At 43.9% G+C, this 18,535-nt stretch carries 17 protein-coding genes; 12 read left to right on the top strand and 5 right to left on the bottom strand.

Features of this window, described 5'->3' with window-relative positions; all coding sequences use genetic code 11:
• Position 1: 1 nt before the first annotated feature.
• The 11 genes from I3248_RS09860 to I3248_RS09810 all read left to right on the top strand — a co-directional run bounded on the left by I3248_RS09860 (position 2) and on the right by I3248_RS09810 (position 12,901).
• Positions 2-673 carry an NADH:ubiquinone reductase (Na(+)-transporting) subunit D gene (locus tag I3248_RS09860; protein ID WP_238063523.1) on the top strand — a complete coding sequence of 224 codons (672 nt, stop codon included), beginning with the start codon at positions 2-4 and terminating at the stop codon, positions 671-673.
• Entirely contained in the window at positions 673-1,281 is a 609-nt protein-coding gene (gene nqrE, locus I3248_RS09855; RefSeq protein ID WP_238063522.1) for an NADH:ubiquinone reductase (Na(+)-transporting) subunit E, read from the top strand. The genes I3248_RS09860 and nqrE overlap by 1 nt, the downstream gene beginning before the upstream one ends.
• A 111-nt stretch (positions 1,282-1,392) precedes the next feature.
• A complete protein-coding gene (nqrF, locus tag I3248_RS09850; protein ID WP_025645218.1) occupies positions 1,393-2,628 on the top strand; it encodes an NADH:ubiquinone reductase (Na(+)-transporting) subunit F in 1,236 nt (411 codons plus the stop codon).
• 245 nt (positions 2,629-2,873) lie between these two features.
• A complete protein-coding gene (locus I3248_RS09845) occupies positions 2,874-3,674 on the top strand; it encodes an SDR family NAD(P)-dependent oxidoreductase (protein WP_238063521.1) in 801 nt (266 codons plus the stop codon).
• A gap of 281 nt (positions 3,675-3,955) precedes the next feature.
• The gene (locus I3248_RS09840; RefSeq protein ID WP_238063520.1) at positions 3,956-5,083 is read left to right on the top strand and encodes an FAD:protein FMN transferase; all 1,128 of its coding nucleotides are present in this window, start codon (positions 3,956-3,958) and stop codon (positions 5,081-5,083) included.
• A 133-nt stretch (positions 5,084-5,216) separates the two neighbouring features.
• Positions 5,217-5,462, top strand: coding sequence for a (Na+)-NQR maturation NqrM (gene nqrM / locus I3248_RS09835; protein WP_238063519.1), 246 nt, complete (start codon positions 5,217-5,219; stop codon positions 5,460-5,462).
• A 396-nt stretch (positions 5,463-5,858) separates the two neighbouring features.
• Entirely contained in the window at positions 5,859-7,115 is a 1,257-nt protein-coding gene (locus I3248_RS09830; protein ID WP_238063517.1) for an MFS transporter, read from the top strand.
• A 58-nt stretch (positions 7,116-7,173) separates the two neighbouring features.
• Positions 7,174-7,962 (top strand): arylesterase, encoded by a 789-nt coding sequence (locus I3248_RS09825; protein WP_238063515.1) that lies wholly within the window; start codon positions 7,174-7,176, stop codon positions 7,960-7,962.
• A 63-nt stretch (positions 7,963-8,025) separates the two neighbouring features.
• The gene (locus I3248_RS09820; RefSeq protein ID WP_238063513.1) at positions 8,026-8,724 is read left to right on the top strand and encodes an ABC transporter ATP-binding protein; all 699 of its coding nucleotides are present in this window, start codon (positions 8,026-8,028) and stop codon (positions 8,722-8,724) included.
• The gene (locus I3248_RS09815; protein WP_238063511.1) at positions 8,717-11,344 is read left to right on the top strand and encodes an FtsX-like permease family protein; all 2,628 of its coding nucleotides are present in this window, start codon (positions 8,717-8,719) and stop codon (positions 11,342-11,344) included. The genes I3248_RS09820 and I3248_RS09815 overlap by 8 nt, the downstream gene beginning before the upstream one ends.
• Before the next feature lie 165 nt (positions 11,345-11,509).
• Positions 11,510-12,901: a DUF262 domain-containing protein gene (locus I3248_RS09810; RefSeq protein ID WP_238063509.1), complete on the top strand. Its 1,392-nt coding sequence runs from the start codon at positions 11,510-11,512 to the stop codon at positions 12,899-12,901.
• Between the two features lie 101 nt (positions 12,902-13,002).
• Here the strand turns inward: I3248_RS09810 and I3248_RS09805 are convergent, their stop codons facing one another.
• The gene (locus I3248_RS09805) at positions 13,003-13,272 is read right to left on the bottom strand and encodes a hypothetical protein (RefSeq protein ID WP_238063507.1); all 270 of its coding nucleotides are present in this window, start codon (positions 13,270-13,272) and stop codon (positions 13,003-13,005) included.
• Positions 13,273-13,760: 488 nt separating this feature from the next.
• Here I3248_RS09805 and I3248_RS09800 point away from each other — a divergent pair, with 488 nt between their 5' ends.
• Positions 13,761-15,083, top strand: a complete 1,323-nt coding sequence (locus tag I3248_RS09800) for a valine--pyruvate transaminase (RefSeq protein ID WP_238063506.1) — start codon at positions 13,761-13,763, stop codon at positions 15,081-15,083.
• A 163-nt stretch (positions 15,084-15,246) separates the two neighbouring features.
• Here the strand turns inward: I3248_RS09800 and I3248_RS09795 are convergent, their stop codons facing one another.
• From I3248_RS09795 to hisB, 4 genes are all read right to left on the bottom strand, one after another.
• A complete protein-coding gene (locus I3248_RS09795) occupies positions 15,247-16,176 on the bottom strand; it encodes a DJ-1/PfpI family protein (protein ID WP_238063504.1) in 930 nt (309 codons plus the stop codon).
• A gap of 152 nt (positions 16,177-16,328) precedes the next feature.
• Complete coding sequence (locus tag I3248_RS09790; RefSeq protein ID WP_238063502.1) at positions 16,329-16,685, bottom strand: hypothetical protein; 357 nt, start codon at positions 16,683-16,685, stop codon at positions 16,329-16,331.
• 192 nt (positions 16,686-16,877) lie between these two features.
• Positions 16,878-17,513, bottom strand: a complete 636-nt coding sequence (gene hisH / locus I3248_RS09785) for an imidazole glycerol phosphate synthase subunit HisH (RefSeq protein WP_238063501.1) — start codon at positions 17,511-17,513, stop codon at positions 16,878-16,880.
• Between the two features lie 161 nt (positions 17,514-17,674).
• Positions 17,675-18,313, bottom strand: coding sequence for an imidazoleglycerol-phosphate dehydratase HisB (gene hisB / locus I3248_RS09780; protein ID WP_051397433.1), 639 nt, complete (start codon positions 18,311-18,313; stop codon positions 17,675-17,677).
• Positions 18,314-18,535 lie beyond the last annotated feature (222 nt).

Raw genomic sequence — 18,535 nt, 5'->3', positions numbered from 1 at the left:
CATGGCTGACACCAAAAGCATTTTAACTACGCCTATTTTTGACAATAACCCTATTGGTTTACAAATATTAGGTATCTGTTCGGCACTCGCCGTGACGACCAGCATGTCCAATGCGATGGTCATGTGTGTCGCATTGACCTTAGTCACTGCGTTTTCGAGCTTTTTTATCTCGATTATTCGCACAAAAATCCCGTCTAGTATTCGTATTATCGTACAGATGACAATTATTGCCTCACTAGTTATCTTAGTCGATCAGGTGCTAAAAGCCGTCGCTTATGACGTGAGTAAAGGACTTTCGGTATTCGTTGGTTTGATTATCACTAACTGTATCGTGATGGGCCGCGCCGAAGCGTTTGCGATGAGCAATCCACCGATTCCTAGTTTTTTAGATGGTGTCGGTAATGGTCTTGGTTATTCGGCAGTACTCTTATTCGTCGCGACGATTCGTGAGCTATTAGGCTCAGGTACTTGGTTCGGTATCACTATATTGCAACCAGTGACTGACGGCGGTTGGTACTTACCTAACGGTCTATTATTACTGCCCCCTTCAGCCTTCTTTATCATCGGCTTGTTTATCGCCATTGTGCGTTTTTGGAAGCCAGAACAAATTGAAGAAGCTGACTTTGTAATGAAGCCGCAATCTAAAGGCATGGCACATGGAGGCGGTCACTAATGGGACATTATGTTAGCTTATTTATAACCTCAGTCTTTATTGAGAATATGGCGCTGGCCTATTTCTTAGGTATGTGTACTTTCTTAGCAGTATCAAAGAAAGTCTCAACGGCTATTGGCCTTGGGATTGCCGTCATCGTCGTTATGGCGATTACCGTACCGCTGAATAACCTACTTTTTCAGTTCATACTAAAAAGTGGCGCTTTGGCTTGGGCGGGCTTTCCTGATATCAATCTTAGCTTCTTAGGTCTACTTAGCTATATCGGCTTAATCGCAGCGACGGTTCAGATTCTAGAGATGTTCTTAGATAAGTTTGTGCCGGCGCTTTATAACGCTCTAGGGGTATTCTTACCGCTGATTACGGTTAACTGCGCCATCCTTGGCGGCGTACTATTTATGGTCGAGCGTGATTATAACTTTAGCGAATCTGTCGTCTACGGCGTTGGTGCTGGTTTTGGTTGGGCAGTCGCTATTGTCGCTTTGGCGGGTATCCGTGAAAAGCTCAAATATTCAGACATTCCAGGACCGCTACAAGGCTTGGGCATCACCTTTATTACTGTCGGTTTGATGTCGCTTGGATTTATGTCGTTCGGCGGTATGTCAATTTAGGCACTGAGCACTATTAGCTTATTGAACCATTTAACTCATTTATTTGGAAGGGGCTAGAGAGCCACTACAGTCAGCTCTTATCCCCTACCCCATAAATTAAGGATACCTACCATGGATTATGCTACGGCGATTGGTGGCGTTGCTATGTTCACTGTGATCATCATGAGCCTTGTCGCTATTATTTTAGCGGCGCGCTCAAGACTGGTCAGCTCAGGGGACGTTACCATTCGCATTAATGAAAATCCTGATAATGATGTTGTCACCCCTGCCGGTGGCAAACTGCTACAGACGCTTGCAAGCGAAGGTATATTTTTATCATCAGCTTGCGGCGGCGGTGGTACTTGCGCTCAGTGTCGTTGCCGAGTGATTGAAGGCGGCGGCTCTATTTTGCCGACCGAAGAAGGCTATTTCACTCAAGGTGAGATTCGCAATCATATGCGCCTAGCCTGTCAGGTAGCGGTCAAGCAAGATATGGAGATTGAGATTGATCCTGAATTCTTCGATGTCCAAAAGTGGGAATGTGAAGTCATCTCTAACGACAACGTCGCAACCTTTATTAAAGAGCTAGTACTAAAGATTCCAGAAGGCGAAGAGGTAAACTTCCGCGCTGGTGGCTATGTCCAGCTAGAAGCGCCGCCGCATGAAGTGCACTACAAAGACTTCGATATCGGCGAAGAGTACCGTGAAGACTGGGAAAAGTTCGGCGTCTTTAAATACGTCTCAAAAGTCGATGAGCCTGTTATTCGTGCGTACTCAATGGCCAACTACCCAGAAGAAAAAGGCATCATCAAGTTTAATATCCGTATCGCCAGTCCACCGCCGCGTGGTCCTGAAGGTATCCCGCCGGGCAAGATGTCGTCCTGGGTATTTAGCCTAAAACCTGGTGATAAGGTGACGGTATCAGGCCCATATGGTGAGTTCTTTGCCAAGGATACTGACGCTGAGATGATCTTCGTCGGGGGCGGTGCGGGTATGGCACCGATGCGCTCGCACATCTTCGATCAGCTAAAACGTCTAAATTCTGATCGTAAGATTAGCTTTTGGTACGGTGCGCGCTCGATTCGTGAAATGTTCTATGTCGAAGACTACGATCAACTCGAAGAAGAGTTCGATAACTTTGAGTGGCATGTGGCGCTATCTGACCCATTACCAGAAGATAACTGGGATGGTCCGACCGGCTTTATCCATAATGTGCTGCTTGAAAATTACCTAAAAGACCATCCAAACCCAGAAGACTGTGAATACTACATGTGTGGGCCACCGATGATGAACGCTGCTGTCATCGATATGCTGCATAGCCTCGGTGTTGAAGATGAAAACATCATGCTTGATGACTTTGGTGGTTAATGTAGTCTTAATATAGTGGTTAAAATTAGAGTCTCGATTGAGGCTCTTTTTTTTGGCTGATATTTAAAGGCGGGCTTTTCTCATTTTACAAATTCGAGTAGCAATCTGAGTGCGACTTTTTTATAGTGTTGATCATTCATATTGATATTTTTGACATGGATAGTTTTGAAATAGTTACTTTTGACATAGCTACTTTTTGAAATGATTATTTTTGACATGGTTATTTTTACTAAGTAAGGATGCTTATGAAAACGAAATTTAAAGACCTAACGATTTGGATTACTGGGGCGTCGAGTGGTTTAGGTAAGGCGCTAGCGATTGCTTTTTCCAAAAAAGGCGCGACTATTATCTTAAGCGGCCGTAATGAGGACAAGTTAGAAGCGGTCAAAGAGCAGTGCAAAAAGTCTAAAAATCATCATATCGTACCTTTTGATATCAGTGATAGCGAGCAGACTCAAGCGGCTTATAAGAGCGCTATCAATAAAGCGGGTAAAATCGACTGGCTCATTAATAATGCTGGGGTCTCCCAACGCTCATTGATTATGGAAACCTCGGAAGACGTGGAGCGCCAAATTATGGAGCTCGATTACTTTGCGCAAACGCGGCTGACGCGTCTGGTACTGCCTGCCATGCTCGAGCAAGGCGGCGGTAAAATTGTGATGATATCTAGTATCGCAGGACTGATAGGTACTCAATATCGCGGCGCTTATAGTGCAGCCAAAGCCGCTATTCACCTATGGGCCAATAGCCTGCGCGCTGAGCTCTACGATCAAGGCATTGAGGTCGCTACGATATTCCCAGGTTTTATTCAAACCAATGTCTCGATTAATGCTTTGACAGGGGACGGTAGCGCTCTAGGTACGATGGATGAGGCGACGAGCAAAGGACTTACTGCGTCCGAATTTGCTAAGCAAGTGGTTAAAGCACTTAGCAAAGGTGAAGAATATATCATCGTTGGCGGGCGCCAAGAAAGAATGGCGACTAGAGTCAATCGCTTATCACCGCCTAAGCTTTATAAGCTGATTCGGCAGTCGCAAGTTAGGTAGCTTGATCGATAGCCAATACGCAATGAAATCGATACGTTAATAACGTCGTGCTACTGATACAATTTTTCTTTGCTTGCTGTGCGCTTCACACTCCAAAAGCTGCGCAAAATTTATCCTAGTAGCACTATATCGTTTTTAAAGTGAAGCGGCTATAGAATGCTTTTATAAGATTAACCAGATTTTGGCCTATTGCCATGATTAAAAACCATTAGGGGTGTAGAATAGATAAAAGCTATTCACGCCCCTAATTTTATGTCTATTACTTTTATCACCGCAACAACATGACTATGACAAATGTATCGCAAAACTCCTCTAAATTAACCCGTATGATGGGCTTAACCTCAGTTAGTACCTCTTGCCTTTTGGCTCTGAGTGCTTGCCAGCAGCCAACTGCAGACTTTAATACTTTGAGCGGTGAGACTATGGGTACTAGCTACCATATTAGCTATCAGCTCCCAGATGGTACTAATGAGGCCGCTATTCAAGCTTCTATCGATGAAAGACTACAGCAGATCAACGACAGTATGTCGACTTATATAGACGACTCCACTATATCAAAGTTCAATCGTTTAACTGCTAATACGCCTATCACTATCGATGCAGACTTCAGTCATGTTTTAGAGACGTCAAGACAGGTTTATGAGCAATCTGGCGGCGCTTTTGATCCGACAGTGATACCCTTGATTGATACTTGGGGTTTTGGCAGTACGATGACGGTTGAGCGCTTACAAAGCCCGCCAAGTCAGGCTAAGATTGCGCAGGCTAAAGCCTTAGTCGACTTCAAAAGCGTGGTACAAGAAGGCGATAGCCTTTATAAAACCAAAGATGGCGTAGGCTTAGACTTCTCAGCTGTAGCAAAGGGCTACGGTGTTGATGTCATCGCTGATGTGCTAAGACAAGACTATCAGATTCGTAATTATATGGTCGAGATTGGCGGAGAAGTGGCCTCATCTGGGGTCAACGCACAAACTCAGCCTTGGCAAATCGCTATTGACGCGCCAATAGAAGGCAGTACGGTGACTGAGCGTCAAACCATCGCCGCTATTCGTCAACCCAAATCGATGGGTAATAAAATGCATTTAGCTACTTCTGGCAATTATCGAAACTCTGTTATTTTTGATAATAAACGCTATAGCCATACCATAGATCCGACTACTGGTGAACCTATCATAGGCGGCGCCCCTTCCGTGACGGTAGCGGCAGAGTCGGTAGGGCTTGCTGATGCTTGGGCCACGGCGCTGACCGCCATGCCGTATGAGCAAGCACTGGCTACTGCTGAACAGCAAGATATAGCAGCAATGTTTGTGATATTAGTCGATAATAGTAATACTGATGCTGAGAGTGTAGAGGACTGGCAGATCGTTGAGACCTCGGCTATGCAAGCACTGCGAGCAGATAAACCCTCTTAACCGCTCCTAGCGGCTATGGTAGTAAAGTATTGATAATAAAACACTTGTACCAGCGAGCAAGACCGAAATCTGCTATAATACTCGTTATTAATCCCATTAATAAAATATCGAAAAATAAATGTGAGGTCACGCTATGTTTAGCCAACTCCTACCAATACTTGCCATTACTTTTACCGTCTTTGTGCTGTTCTTTTTGCTTATGGGTATCGGCTATATGTTTAAAAAGCAGCCGCTTCAAGGCTCGTGTGGCGGTGTCGCCAATTTGATGGGTGATGAGAGATGCTCGTTTTGCGGTGATGATCCTAATAAGTGTGACTCAGTCGTAGCAGAGCAGCAAGACACTGCCTTAAAAGCCGCTCAACTGGGTAAGTCGGTTTAAGTCTGTCTTGGTTTGACCGTTTGTAGTTTTTAGTTACTTGTTAAATTGACGCTCTAGCGTTTCTAGCGGTTAGTTACCATACGCTGGTAGTACTTTGCCCTCTCTACTCTTATACTAGTGTTAAGTATTTTTAAGATGCTTAGCACTTTTTTATTGGGTATGGTTTATCTTTTTAGGATAGCTCACTAAGATAATTAACCAACGAAGTTTTGTTAAAATATTTTCATTATTCGATTAGTTCATTGCTTACATCAATTTTTACTCGTTCTACCTAACCATCAACGCATTTTCTTAACCACCGTCTTGGTGGAATTTTTTGAGGTTATTCTAACAGTGCTCTTTTGTCAGCCTTTAGCCATTACCTTTTGTTTTCCCTAATTTTATAGTCGTGCCGCTATGTCTACCTCTAACGATTTACTCTCGAATTCATCTGCAAATAAGTCAAGCATGATCAAGACACCTTCCTCAAAGTTTACTTTTTGGTTAGTGCTATTTGCGATGATTTTGCTAGCCACTAATATGCGCGCGCCTATTGTAGCGCTAGGTTCTATCGCGCCTGTGGTACAAGACGCGCTGGGTATCTCTGAGAACGAGATCGGTTGGCTTGGCGCAGTGCCGATGTTGGCCTTTGCCATTGGGGCGTTGATTGCGCCTTCTATTGGTAAGCGTTTTGGCCTTGAAAATACGCTGATCGTCATGGTGGCACTGCTCACCTTTGGGATGGTACTGCGCTCGGTGGTGCCCACTTGGCTTGGGTTTTTGACTGGTACGGTCATGCTCACTTTAGCCATAGGCTTTGCTAATACTTTGGCCGCTCCTATTATCAAACAGCGCACGCCGAAAAATATTCCATTAGTGACTGGTCTCTTTAGTCTGACTATGACAATCGGTGCGGGTATAGTTGCGGGGGTAGTATTGCCCTTATCTGAGTGGGTTGGCTGGCAATGGGCTATAGGGGGCTGGTCTATTTTTGGTGTTTTTGCGCTTATTCTTTGGATATTTTTGCGTATTCGTTTAGGCTCCTCTAATCATCAACCTATACCTACCTCTGCCACTACCTCAGCTAAGATATCCATTTGGCGCTCTGCTTTTGGCTGGCAAATTGCTATGTTTATGGGTATTCAGTCTTTGCTATATTATACCGTTGCTAGCTTTTTACCTTCTATCTTGGTTAGTAAAGGTATGAGTGCTGTGAATGCAGGTCAAATGGGAGCGGTATTTCAGTTTATGGCTCCGCTCGCTATCTTGATTGTTACTTGGCTTATCAACCGTGGTCGCCCTATTCAAGCGCTCGCTATCACTGCTGCTAGTTTCAACGTCATTGGTATCTTAGGCTTGAGTTATGCCTCTACCGATTTGGCATGGCTATGGTCAGGCTTTATGGGTGCCGGCTGTTCAGCGATTTTCACTTTGAGTATGATGCTGTTCTCTTTGCGCACTTATACCACCAATCAATCAAGCGAGCTGTCCGGTATGGCGCAGTTCGTCGGTTACTTGGTTGCTTTTTTTGGCCCCCTCGGCACTGGTTGGCTCCATGAAGCGACAGATAGTTGGGACTTGCCTTTATTATTGATACTGATATTAATGATTATCAACGTTGGGCTTGCGTGGTTGGTCAGTCGTCCGGTCATGGTCGATGGTCAGAAAGCTTAAGCCGACATCAACGCACCATTTGCTAAACTTATTCGATTGATTAAAGGATATGACCGTTATGAAGAATAAAAAAACCAGCCTACTTACGCCTCCTCTTTATCTCATAACGATCGCCATGATAAGTTCAGGCTTACTGCTAAGTGGTTGCCAAGACAAACCAGAAACCGAAACTAAAGAGCCACAAACTACCGAAACAGCGGCGGTCGATAGCCCTTTAGATGTAGAAGACGCGACTAATATCAATACCACTGAGCAACAACTGATATCGCAGCCTATCACTATCTTAGCGCTAGGCGACTCGTTAACTGAAGGCTTAGGCGTTGAGCGTGACAGTAATTATCCGGCGCAGTTAGAAGCTAAACTAAAAGAAATGGGCTATGTGAATGTCGATGTGGTTAATTCTGGGCTTAGCGGTGAAACCAGTACTGGCCTTGTTAATCGTCTCGACTGGGTGAGCCAGACTGAACCTGACATCACCATACTCACTATTGGTGCTAATGACGCCATTCGCGGTCTCAATGTAGCAACGATTGAAGATAATATTCGCACGGCAGTTAAACATCTGCAAGATAATGGTAGCGAAGTGATCTTAGGCGGCATGCAGATTTATGATAATTTAGGGAGTGAATACGTGCAGTCCTTTTCAGCCATTTATCCGCGTATCGCTGAAGATATGGACGTGCCGATGATTCCGTTTTTCTTAGAAGGCGTGGGCGGCGTGAGTGAATTAAACCAAGCCGATGCTATTCATCCAACTAAGGAAGGCTATACTATTATTGTGAGTAATAATATCTTGCCGGTGCTTAAGCCTGAGCTTGAGAGCATGGTGGCGAGTGAGACTGATTAAGAACTTTTGCTACACTATTCGTCGTGAACCCATAGCCACAAATACGTTAATCGAGACTGTCCAATGACCGCTACACCTACCAACAACGCCCTACTCACCGCTGCAAACCTTAATAAAACCGTGCAAGTTGGTGAGCAATCGCTAGCGATTATTAAAGACGTCAGTATCCATGTTGATGCGGGCGAGTTTGTGGTGATTATGGGTAAGTCCGGCTCGGGTAAATCCACTTTGCTTGGGTTGCTCGCAGCACTCGATTATCCCGATAGCGGCTCGGTTAAGCTGGGTGAGCAAACCTTAAGTGCGCTTGATGAAGATAAGCTGGCCGCTATTCGTCAGCGCGAGATGGGCTTTGTGTTTCAATCCTTTCATCTACTGCCGACATTGACGGTAGCAGAAAATATCGCTTTTCCGCTCGATATTGCGCGTCGTCCTGACAATGCGCGAGTCGATGAACTCATCGACGCGGTCGGACTTGGGCATAGGCGTGATAGCTTGCCCAATCAATTATCTGGCGGTGAGCAGCAGCGTACCGCCGTCGCCCGCGCTTTGGTGTCGCGTCCCAAAATCGTCTTTGCTGATGAGCCTACCGGTAATTTGGACGAGCAAAATGCCGACCAAGTTATGCAGCTGTTATTGGATTTACGGCAGCAAACCGGTTCAGCGCTAGTGGTAGTAACGCATGACCCAGCACTTGCTGAGATGGCGGATAGAGTCATTACGATGCATGATGGGTTGATAGACGGAACTTACGCCAATGGATAACGTCACCAAAAACAATCAAACTGGTCATCATGTCAGCGATGACACAAACGCCGCTAACAACATAATAAGCCAGCTTTTCGCTTCCACCCTTGGCACCAAAGCCCTGACTCGCAGCTGGTGGCGGCGCTGGGTGTATCCCGTTTTATTTTTAATTACTCTAACGCTATCGCTTGCCACTTACCTCACACTTGACTCGATTCAGCAAGCGGTGAATACCTATATCACCGATAATCAGCGCGCGCTGGTCGGTGGTGATTTGGTGCTCGAGAGCAATCAAGAGTGGCCAGCGCAAGTAATAGAGCAAGTGCGCAGCTTGCCTGAAACCCAAGTCGTTTATGACCACCAGTTTAGCTCCATGGCGGTGACCGAAGAGCAAACCTTATTGGTGCGCATAAAAGGCGTCACCTCTGCTTATCCCTTATATGGCGAGACACAAACCGAATCTGGCAAACCCTTATGGCAACAGCTAAGGCCGGACACCATCGTCATCGCGCCAGAGGTGTTACAAGGGTTAAATGCAAGCGTTGGCGACAGCGTTACTATTGGCGATGGGCAATTTACCATCAGCGATGTGCTGACCAAAGAGCCAGACCGCCCCTTGAGCGCTTTTGATTTTGGTGGGCATGTATTGATGCAAGAGGACGGCTTAGCGGCAACCAATCTGCTCGGTCAGCGTAGCCGTGTGCGTTATCGTATCGAGATGGCAGGTGATCCTGAGCTGATAAGCACGCAGCGTAAAAAGCTCACAGGCATACTGACCAGTTATCCCTATATCGAGCTCTCTGATGCCGAGTCAGCAGATACTCCCGTCTCACGTATCTCTGATAATGTATTGATGTTTTTGAAATTACTGGTCATCGCGGTACTGCTATTATCTGCGGTGGCTATGTATGGCGTTATCACTGCCTTTGCGACCAAACAGCAAGCCAACAACGCTATCCGTATGGCGATGGGCGAACCGGCGCGGCAAATCAAAGCTAGCTACTATCGGCTGTTATTGGGCATGTCCATCATTGCTAGTATCGCCGCTGTGGTGCTCAGTCTCGGGCTATTAAAAGTCGGTCAGCCGTATCTCGTGGCTATCTTACCTGCTGACGTGGGTCTATCTATCAATCCAATTAGCGCGATTAAGACCATTGTGATTGCCTTAGCCCTCACGTTGCTGATTGCGCAGCGCGGCTTAAGTACGCTTAACACCACCAAACCCGCGACCCTACTCAATCAAGGGGCAAGCCAGCAGTCGCAAAACTTGCCTTGGTATCGACGCGTGCCATTACTGTGGTATGGCTTGGTGATGACAGGGCTGTATGCCTTCTTTGCTTATGAAGTGGGCTCATTGTCATTAGGCGCGCAATTATTGGGCGGCTTGATCGGCTTTGTGGTGATATTTTGGCTACTGGCGCGTGGGTGGCTATGGCTGCTTAATAAGTTGGCGAGCAATGCCAAGGTCAGTTGGATGCAGCGTATCGCCATTCATAATCTGGCACGCAAAGGCAATCAATCCGCGCTATTCTTCGTCACGCTGTCGCTATCGGTCGCAGTATTGACCCTAATTACTACTTTAAATCACAGTATCAACGCCCAGTTCGTCAACGCCTATCCTGAAGATGCGCCCAATATATTCTTGCTTGACGTGCAAAGCGAACAACACGACGCGATTAATAACATCATTGGCACACCGGTCAGCTATTACCCCGTTATTCGCGCGCGTATCGTCACCGCTGGCGGCGTCGCGGCAGAAGATATCGAAGCCACTCAAGGGGCGGATGACCCAACGCGAGTGTTCAATTTAAGCTACGCCGACACGATTATGGATACTGAATACATCGTCGATGCGGTCACTAATAACGAGCTATATAGCCCTATCGACGGTCAAGACTCTACTAAGTCCGCACTGCAACAAGTACAGCCGTTATCTATCTTAGACAGTGCCGCTAGTCTGCTAAACGTCAGCATGGGCGATGAAGTGGTATTTAATATTCAAGGTATTGAGATAACTGGAGAGATTACCAGTATCCGCTCGCGCTTTGAGCGTGGCCCCAGCCCGTTCTTTTATTTCTTATTTGAGCCTGAGCTGTTAGCCGCCGCCCCGCAAATCCAATTTGCCACCGCGCACATTCCAGAGGACAGCATCGCTAAGGTGCAAGGACAGCTGGTACGCGAATTCCCTGCCGTCACTACAGTTGATGGTACGGCTATCGCTGAGCAAATCCAAGGGCTGGTGCAGCAGATGAGCCGCTTGGTCTATGTCTTCACCTTACTGGCGTTATTGACGGGGATTATGGTACTGATCAGCTCGCTACTGTCTACCTCACAGGACCGTATGACCGAGAGCGCCTCATTTCGCCTGCTAGGGATGCAAAAGCGCGACTTGTATATGCTTAATATCTTAGAGATTGGCGTACTTGGCGTTAGTGCGGCAGTGTTTGCGATGACTATCGCTAGTTTTGGCGCATGGTTTGCGATTACCCAGTGGTTTAATCTACAGTTTAGTGTGCCGTGGACAAGTCTGGCTATTGGTGGTGCGGCATTGATTGGCTTATTACTTGCGATTGCCGTGATTTATGTAAGATTGGTGATTGGGCGTGGGATTATGGCAAGGGTACGGGCGATGGTTTGAGAAGCGTTAAAAAATTGCACTGCAATTTTAGCTTCGCAGAATCAGTAGCTTATATAATAATCCATATATCTTTCAATTAGTTAAGATAGACAATATTCAAGCATAATATTGATAATAATTTGAAGAAAAACCTAAACAGAAACTAACTTAATTTATGGAGTTAAAATGGCTTTTAATCCTAAGACGGAATATACCATAGAGCAGAAAATTTATATCATTAAAGAGTTTCATGACTACCCTTCTGAATTCGTTACTAGACCTCCTTATCAAAGAAAAGCTGTTTGGTCTACCAAAAAAAAACAAGCACTTATGGATAGTTTAGTAAGAAAATATTATGTTCCACAGTTAGTATTGAGAGAGGTTAGAGTATCGGATAGCAATTCAGTATCTGAAGTTATAGACGGTCAGCAACGCATTACAACCGTTGTAGACTTCTTCAAAGATAGATATCCTTTACCAAAAAGTTTAGAAGACATCGATCCTGAACTAGTAGGTAAACGATACAGTGAGATTAGTGATGAGCATAAGAGATTTATTGATAGATTATCTTTCAAAACAGACGTAATTAAAAATATAGAAAAGAAGGAAAGTGTTGATCATCAGATTATTGCTACCGAAATTTTTAGAAGGTTACAAGAAGGTGAAAATCTAAACTATATGGAGATAGCTCATGCTCAGCTATCAAGTCTATCTAGAAACTTTATTGTTAAATATTCGGACGACCAAACATTTGATTTTAAGGAGTACCACCCTGTTGACTCCAACCCTAATAAATTAAAGTTTTTCCAACTGTTAAATGTTAGCAACGAAAGAATGAAACATCTTCAATTTATGGCTCGTTTCACCATGATTGAAAACTCTGACACGGGCTATACAGATTTAAGTGATAAGAGGATAGAACAATTTATTAATGATGAAAAAAAAGATGCTGGTATAGGCAATTACGACTACGAAAATAGAGCTGAAAGTAAATCTGTCATTCGTAATCTAGATGAATTCTATAAAATATTTCAAAACGACCCAATGATACAGGACGGCTCTTCAATAAAAGAGCTATCAGTAGAATACTTTATTATTTCTTTGTATTTATTGATAAGACATTTTAAAAAGTATTATGTGATTGAAGATAAAGAGCGCAAAGTTATAAGAGATTTTATACTGTACTTCCATGATAGATGGCGTAACTACGATGAATCGATCGATGTTGACATGCTTACTTTTAGTAATAATCGTCAGCAAGGAGAAAATGATTTAGCAACTCGCGATCGTGTTATGCGCCAAGTGTTTTTTGAATTTATAGATGAAAATAATTTTAAGTTTATTGATAAAGATTTGAAAAGAAGCTTTTCAGAGTTAGAACGAATTAAGATATACAGAGAAGCTCATGGAGTTTGCCAACTTTGTCTCGAAGAAGGTAAGTCTAGACGAGAAGCGGAAGTTCCATGGTCTGACTATCAAGCTGACCACGTAGTACCTCATTCGAAGGGTGGCGAAACTATTTTAAATAATGCCCAATTATTATGTAGTTTTCACAATTTACGTAAGAGTAATAAGTAAGTGTAAGACAGGCTAACAATAACGTAACCCAGCAAATCATATTTCAGGTGGGTTACGCATTGACTTTATTATCTTTAGAAAATTAATAAGTCTAACTCACATTATGCCTCTTGATCTAATATCTTTTGCTTAATTTTTATAGTCTCCTTTAATTCAAATTTCATTCTATTGAATATAGTCTCATACAAGTAACTATCTTCATGCTTATCTATTGATGGTGAAGCTACTAAGTCTTCATCTATAATAACTCTTTTTTCTTTATCATCGTAGTATCCGCTCAAAGAAACTTTAAAATCGCTTTTTATCATTAAACTATTTGTGTAAGACCAATCATGTAAAATTCTTGTTTCTAGTGTCTTGTTATTATTCATATATATACCTTTTCTAAAATTAGATTAAAATCTATAGGAAAACCCCAAGATTATCTACAACCTTATCATCAACATGTTTTGAGTACCAAATTTGATTTACTATAGTAAAAACAACTTACTTAGAGAACTATTACTCACTTTCAATCTCTAAAAAATTTTATTTGTTACATTCTAAAAAAATGGTCACTCGAATGTTGGAACAAACCTGCGCTAGTTGATGTGCGCCACAGACTGCCAACTACAAGCTCCATAAAAAATCCTATTTAAAGGATTTTTACTTGCGAAGCTAAAATTGCAGTGCAATTTTTTAACGCTTCTCAAGGATTAGCTCCAAAACCCCAAGCCCCTAAAACAGCAAACCCAAAACGCTCGCTATTCATTTAGAGGGCGTTTTTTTATTACGCTTATACGCGTACCTAGCATTTGCTATAATAGCGCCACTTTGCACGCAAATAACTCCTACCCCTCATTAGCCCCACGGTACTCTTATGAAATTCTCCAAGTTCGGTCAAAAATTTACCCAGCCTACGGGCATCTCGCAACTCATGGATGACTTAGGCGATGCGCTAAAAAGCGATCAGCCCGTCAATATGCTAGGCGGTGGTAATCCGGCACGTATTGAAGCGGTGAATGAGCTGTTTTTGGAGACCTATCAAGCGCTGGGTAACGATGGTAGCTTTAGTGAGGACATTAACAGCACAGCTACGAGTAGCATGGCGAATTACTCCAACCCGCAGGGCGATGCCGCCTTTATCGATGCGCTCGTTGGCTTCTTTAACCGTCATTATGATTGGAATTTGACGAGTGAGAACATCGCTTTGACCAATGGCTCGCAGAATGCGTTTTTCTATTTGTTTAACTTGTTTGGCGGTGCGTTCACTGATGAACAGAGCGAATCTGTCGACAAGTCTATTTTATTGCCATTAACGCCTGAGTATATCGGCTATAGCGATGTGCATGTGGAAGGTCAGCATTTTACCGCCGTATTACCGCATATCGATGAAGTGACGCATGATGGTGAAGAAGGCTTCTTTAAATATCGCGTGGATTTTGACGCGTTGGAGAACTTGCCCGCATTGAAGGAAGGGCGTATTGGCGCGATTTGTTGTTCGCGTCCGACCAATCCAACGGGTAATGTCTTAACCGATGAGGAAATGGCGCATTTGGCGGAGATTGCTAAGCGTTACGATGTACCGCTGATTATCGATAACGCTTATGGTATGCCCTTCCCTAATATTATTTATTCAGACGTTACCCTTAATTGGGATGACAATACCATTCTGTGTTTTAGCTTATCCAAAATTGGCTTACCCGGAGTGCGTACCGGTATTATCGTTGCCGCGCCTGAGGTGATTGCAGCGGTCAGTGCGATGAATGCCGTGGTTAATCTTTCACCAACACGCTTTGGCGCATCTATTGCCACGCCGCTGGTTGAAAATAACGCTATCAAAGACTTGTCTGATAACGATATTAAGCCATTTTATCAGCAGCAAGCGAAGACCGCAGTTACCTTACTTAAAAAAGAATTGGGCGATTACCCGCTAGTGATTCATAAACCCGAGGGCGCGATATTTTTATGGTTGTGGTTTAAGGATTTACCGATTAGCACCTCTGAGCTGTATGAGACTCTCAAAGAAAAAGGTACGCTTATCGTACCGAGTGAATACTTCTTCCCGGGTGTCGATATTAGCGATTATAAACACGCGCATGAGTGTATCCGTATGAGTATTGCCGCTGATAAAGACACCTTAACTAAAGGCATTGCGGTGATTGGTGAAGTGGTGCGTGAGCTTTATGATGGAGCTAAGTAGAATCATTTACGCTTATGCATAAGTTGCATACCATCGCACCAGTCGTAGGCTATTACCCCGCTATCGGTGCGCGGGGCACATCCTACAAAAGCTTTCTTTTTGGACATAAAAAACGGACTAATAAATAGTCCGTTTTTTTATATGATGACTTTATGAAAACGATCTAACCAAACTCTTTTAGTAAAGCTTCAGCACTCATTTTACCAAAGTCATTCGCCGCGAGTGGCCCATCACCTGAGATTAGCTTACGATCTTGATGCGTTTGTCCTGAGGCCAGTTTATTATCAATAGTAACGCCTAAATCTTCTAACTTTTCACCAAAGTACCATGGCATCGTACCAGGCAGATAGCCGATTTTTGGCATTTGCTTATCCATCGCGGTCGGAAAGGCAACCATCTTATAACCTTTAAAAATAAAGTCACGCTTGGAATTGCCTTCATCAGAACTGTCAGGACTATTAAGGTCAGCCGCCAATAACGCTGCAGGCCCGTGACAAATCGCTAAGGTAAAGAGATCCTTTTCATGACCCCAGCGTAGCAATGCGCCAAGGTTTTTATCTTCCGGCAAGCCTAGCATAGCGCCATGACCACCGGGAATAAAGATCGCTGCGTATTCAGTGCTGTCTGCCATATCGTTTTTGACAAAGTCAGCGATGCTGTTTGGACTCTTAAACTTGGACTCGTACTCACTATAAATTTGTTTAACGTCGTCATCGTCCTCTGGCATCGCCCACTGCTCGACCTTGACCGCCTCGCCTGTTGGCGTAAACACATCGACATCAAAGCCTGCTTTTTTAAAATGTAATAACGGCACCATCATCTCCACCGGATGATTACCGGTATCAAATTTATTGCCGTTCTCCATAGTCATATACTGCTCTTCGGTACAGACCATCATAATTTTCTTATCGCCCGTATAGGGATTATCGTAATTAGTATGATCGTAGTTGGTTTTATTCGGCGCAGCTATCTTTAGCGATGATGTTGAGGGAATATAAATGCCTGCTTCAGTTTCTTGCGGCTCTAAGCCTAGAGTATTTTTGGCGTTGTCTAAGGTGTCTTTGGCTTTATCTAATAGATCTTGCATATTCATAGTGGCTTCCTTTTTTATGATTTATATTTATTGAGTAGCTATTTATTGAGTAGCTAGAAATGATAAATCTAAGGTAACAAATGAAGACAGCATCAAATAGATGAGAATTTTTATGTTTCGTAAGCTTTGTAAAGCAGGATTGAAAAACTGTTTTAACGGGTTTTCTTTAGTAGCTTACTTGGTGAGCTGCTCGCTTGAAAAATCCTTGTCCACTTATTTAAAGCAAATAGCACGAAAGGCAGCAGGCACGTATTCATCAGATCATGCAGACTGGCCTTTATATCCACCATTTCTAATACCAAGAGGCCTTTTGGTATGATGATATGGCGATTGTCCAGATACTCACCTGATAACGCCACGCCAGTGACCACGATCAATGCGATAAACGCTCTGATATTGTGGTTTTTGATGATAGGACGCAGCACAAACAGACAAAGCAAGTAGACACCAACCCCAACATAGATATGTAAGGCATCTTTGGCAAGGCCAGTTGTTTCAACAACATTCATTTTAAAGGCGGTAAAGTCCACTAGAGTATTCCAAATATAAGCGAGCAGAAAATGATTGAGCGTATCACTAAACAATAATAACTAAAAATTGATAGTTAAGAATGACAATAGTGGAGAATAAAAAAGGTAGATTATACAAGCGATAATCTACCCTATTCTGAAGCAAATGTGCAATTTACGTTTACTGCCTAACTACACATTCCACTCGACAAAATTCTTTAGCAGTTGCAAGCCAGCGGTATGGCTCTTTTCTGGATGGAACTGGGTGGCAAATAGATTGTCTTTGATGATACTGGCACAAAACGGCTGGCCATAATCACAGATAGCGGCGACTTGAGAGTTATCGTTAGGCGCGCAGTAGTAACTGTGCACAAAATAAAAGTGCGCGTTATCCTCAATACCGTGCCAAAGCGGATGGTCAAAATCCATACCACTAATCGTATTCCAGCCCATATGTGGTACTTTTATCGTTGCGCCTTGCTTGTCTTTCCACGTAGGGTCAAAGGCTTCTACGTTGCCATCTAAGATACCCAAACACTCGGTGCCGCCATTCTCGCTTGATTGCTCAAATAAGGCCTGCATACCCACGCAAATCGCCATCACCGGCTTGTTGAATATAGCCTTGCGCACGACGTCATCGATGCCAGCCTCACGCATGCCGATCATACAATCACGCATAGCACCAACGCCAGGGAAGACGATTTTATCAGCGGCAGCCACGACTTTGGGGTCGTTAGTGATGGATACCTCCGCGCCGACATTGGTGAGTGCCTTGCTGACCGAGTGCAAGTTACCCATGCCATAATCTAATAGTGCAATTTTGGTCATTAATTAATTCTCATTGTTGAGTCGCTTTCTTTATATTTTATAGTACATTAAAGGTGTAGATAAGGATCTGCTACAAAAAAGGCAAGTGCAGGCTGTACAACTAAGTACGCCCAGCTTGGCTGACCCTCTTGACTGACATACTAGCAGAGCCTTAAATGCGCTTAGAATGCCTCTTTGGTCGATGGCAAGGTATTCAATGCCCGCTCATCATACTCACAGGCCATACGCAGCGCGCGAGCAAAAGCTTTAAAGGTAGATTCGATTTGGTGGTGGCTATTTTTACCTTTGAGATTATCCAAATGTACGGTCATCCATGAATGATTGACGAAGCCGTAAAAGAATTCGCTAAACAGATCGACATCGAAGGTGCCGACATGCGAGCGCGTAAACGGAATATCCATATGCAAGCCTGGACGTCCTGATAGATCGACGACCGCGCGCGTCAACGACTCATCAAGCGGCGCATAAAAATGTCCGTAACGGCGGATGCCTTTTTTATCGCCCAAAGCTTTGTTAAACGCTTGACCCAAAGTAATACCGGTATCCTCGACACTATGGTGATCATCGATATAAGTATCGCCGACGCATTTGATATCTAAGTCAAATAAACCATGACGCTTGATCTGATCAATCATATGGTCCAAAAATGGCACGCCAGTATCGACCACTCCTTGACCGGTACCATCAAGGTTAACGGTACAAGTGATTTGCGTCTCAGCAGTGTTACGTTCAACAGTGGCGGTGCGCGCTGGGCGACCATACAGGTTTGCATTTTGCGCTTGATTAATATCGGCAGACATAGCTACTCTCTATAAATAAAGGGTGGGGAGTAAATAGACACTTAAATAGACATTAAGGAAATGTAGATATAAGCTTATCATAGCAAAATGGCGTCATGACGGCTATGGCAGGACGGTAAAGCAAGGCGCTATTTGTCTCAATCTGTTAAAATACTGCCTTAAGTTTTATTAGGGCGTGTTGAACATTCACAAATGCGCACTGCTGATCGCTAAAATAGTTCT

The sequence above is a fragment of the Psychrobacter sp. Ps3 genome (assembly GCF_022129275.1).
GTDB lineage: Bacteria > Pseudomonadota > Gammaproteobacteria > Pseudomonadales > Moraxellaceae > Psychrobacter > Psychrobacter submarinus.
Note: the sequence above shows the minus strand (reverse complement) of the source record. Positions and strands in the feature narration are given on the sequence as shown.